The 2,345-nt window shown below is 31.1% G+C and carries 2 protein-coding genes, 1 tRNA gene and 1 pseudogene; 3 read left to right on the plus strand and 1 reads right to left on the minus strand.

What is annotated here, in order from left to right; all coding sequences use genetic code 11:
• Nucleotides 1–69: 69 nt before the first annotated feature.
• The 3 genes and pseudogenes from B8T70_RS23350 (at nucleotide 70) to B8T70_RS23360 (ending at nucleotide 1,951) form a co-directional block, all read left to right on the plus strand.
• On the plus strand, nucleotides 70–831 hold the full coding sequence (locus tag B8T70_RS23350) for a DUF4369 domain-containing protein (RefSeq protein WP_035628626.1): 762 nt from the start codon (nucleotides 70–72) through the stop codon (nucleotides 829–831).
• 18 nt (nucleotides 832–849) lie between these two features.
• A pseudogene (locus B8T70_RS23355) lies at nucleotides 850–1,236 on the plus strand (peroxiredoxin family protein); the annotation flags it as partial.
• Nucleotides 1,237–1,870: 634 nt separating this feature from the next.
• A tRNA-Tyr gene (locus B8T70_RS23360) sits at nucleotides 1,871–1,951 on the plus strand.
• A 181-nt stretch (nucleotides 1,952–2,132) separates the two neighbouring features.
• Here the strand turns inward: B8T70_RS23360 and B8T70_RS23365 are convergent.
• On the minus strand, nucleotides 2,133–2,345 hold a 213-nt coding region (locus B8T70_RS23365; protein WP_242667557.1), incomplete at its 5' end, for a transposase.

Below are 2,345 nucleotides of genomic sequence, written 5' to 3' on the forward strand. Positions count from 1 at the left end.
GGTTACAAAATTATTTATCTTTTATAATTTTAAATACTTTTGTTCCACAAATCAATTAACTAATTAATAATGAAAAAAATATTTTTTTTACTTACTGCTTCTATAGCAATAATTTCATGCAACAAAGTTAAAGACGGTGAATACCTTATTACTGGAACTGCAACAGGAATTGAAAACGGGAAAACTATAATCCTACAAACTCAAGATCAAACTACAGGAGCTCTTATTGCTCTAGACACTGCAAAAGTTGAAAATGGAAAATTTGAAATTAAAGGTAAAGTTACTGAACCTGCATTTCATACATTACAATTACAAGGAGCTCAAGGACCAATTCCTTTTATCCTAGAAACAGGAGAAATTAAAGTTGTTGTGGATAAAGATAGTATCCATAAATCTAAAATTTCTGGAACATACAACAATGATGAGTATGTGAAATTTAATGATGAACTTATGAAAGTTCAGAAGAAATTAGTTGATTTCCAGAAAAAAAACACACAAACTATGAATACTGCTCAACAAGCTAAAGATACAGCAGTAATCAATGGTTTAATGAAAGAATTCATGAAAATCCAAGGTGATGTTCAAACTGAGACTAAAGCAAAATATACTACATATGCTGAATCTCACCCAAAATCTTTCATCAGCGCTTTAATTATCAAAGGAATGTTGAATGATCCATCTACTGATGTAAAAAAAGCAGAAGCTCTTTATACTAGTTTAGATGAATCAGTAAAAAACACTAAACCTGGTAAAGAAGTAAAAGAAAAAATCGGTCAAATGAAAATGCCTGCTGTTGGTGCTACTGCTCCTCCAGTTGGTAGCGCAAACTGAAGGTCAGATTTTTCTGCTCCTAATCCAGAAGGAAAAATGGTATCGCTTAAAGAAAGTTTAGGCAAAGTAACTATCGTTGATTTCTGGGCTTCATGGTGTGGACCTTGTAGAAAAGAGAATCCAAATGTTGTAGCTATCTATAAAGAGTTACATTCAAAAGGTCTTAACATAGTTGGTGTTTCTTTAGACAAAGAAGCTAAAGCTTGGAAGGAAGCTATTGCAAAAGATAACTTAACCTGGACACAAGTTTCTAACTTGAAATTTTGGGAAGAGCCAATCGCAGCTCAATACGGTGTTCAATCAATTCCTGCAACATTTATACTAGATGCAACAGGAAAAGTAGTAGCACAAGATTTAAGAGGCGATGAACTTAGAGCAAAGATATTAGAGCTTTTAGCTAAATAAAATCAATTTTAGAATAAAACAAAAAAATCTCCCTAGTGGAGATTTTTTTGTTTTTATATATTACCATCATTTTAATCATATGTTTTAAATTAAAGCCTTAATTAAGAGTTAATAACTCCATCCCAATGTTTCTATCATTTACGCAAAATACTGCAAAAAAAGCGACTAGAATAGGATTTAAGAGACGACGAATCTAAAACGCTACAATTAGTAATCAATTTAAAATAAAACAGGAATCCCACTAATAAAGTTTCTGTTTTATTCAACATCATTTATCCTAAATACAAGTTTATATCTTAAACTCCCTAGGGCATCCAATAGCTTTCTTAAAAGATCTTCAATATTTTTTTTGTGTTTTTCAAGTTAGATACATTAAAAAAAGTTGCTCTCAAAAACTAAAAAAACAAAAAAGCTTTGTTCAAAAATATCAGAACTCTCGCCCAAACAATATCGAAATTTAGCATAAAATAAGAAAATTCTCCTTTTTTTATATTTTTTATTTTATTCAATACCAATGGATTAAAAATTAATTAAAAAATAACTTCAAATTAAGTACTATTTTAGTTTGCAGACATCAAAAACGTTCCTATATTTGCAACCGCTTAGAACAACAAAGCGCAACAAAACAAGCTTCGGGGAGATACTCAAGCGGCCAACGAGGGCAGACTGTAAATCTGCTGTGTAAACTTCGCAGGTTCGAATCCTGCTCTCCCCACGAAAAGGGGAAAAGAAGTGAAAAAGGCAACTTTATCAATCTTTTCAAAAAACCCGAAAACGTGTAAAAACCTGCAAATCCAAGGATTCGCAGGTTTTTTTGTTTTAAAGCACTTTTCAATCTTTAAAAAACAGTCAAAAGTTTTGTGGCAAAATCGTGGATCATGTTCAAAAGTTGGGGATTAAGCAAAAAGATTAGATAATCTGAACAAGAAGAAATCAATATTTCTTACACCTCTAAATTGGCTTCTAAATGCTTTTATTTTTGCATTAAAAGATTCAGCCGAAGCATTTGTACTTCTATTATCAAAATAGTTTAAGATTGACTGGTAATTAAAAGTTATGGTATTGAGCAGAATATTGAAGTTTTTAAAACCTGACTCCTCTACATTTCT

It is taken from the genome of Flavobacterium sp. AJR (assembly GCF_002156885.1).
Classification (GTDB): domain Bacteria; phylum Bacteroidota; class Bacteroidia; order Flavobacteriales; family Flavobacteriaceae; genus Flavobacterium.

Bases quoted from the DNA above. Each gene is read 5' to 3' on its own strand.
- B8T70_RS23350 (WP_035628626.1), top strand. From the start codon at position 70: ATGAAAAAAATATTTTTTTTACTTACTGCTTCTATAGCAATAATTTCA.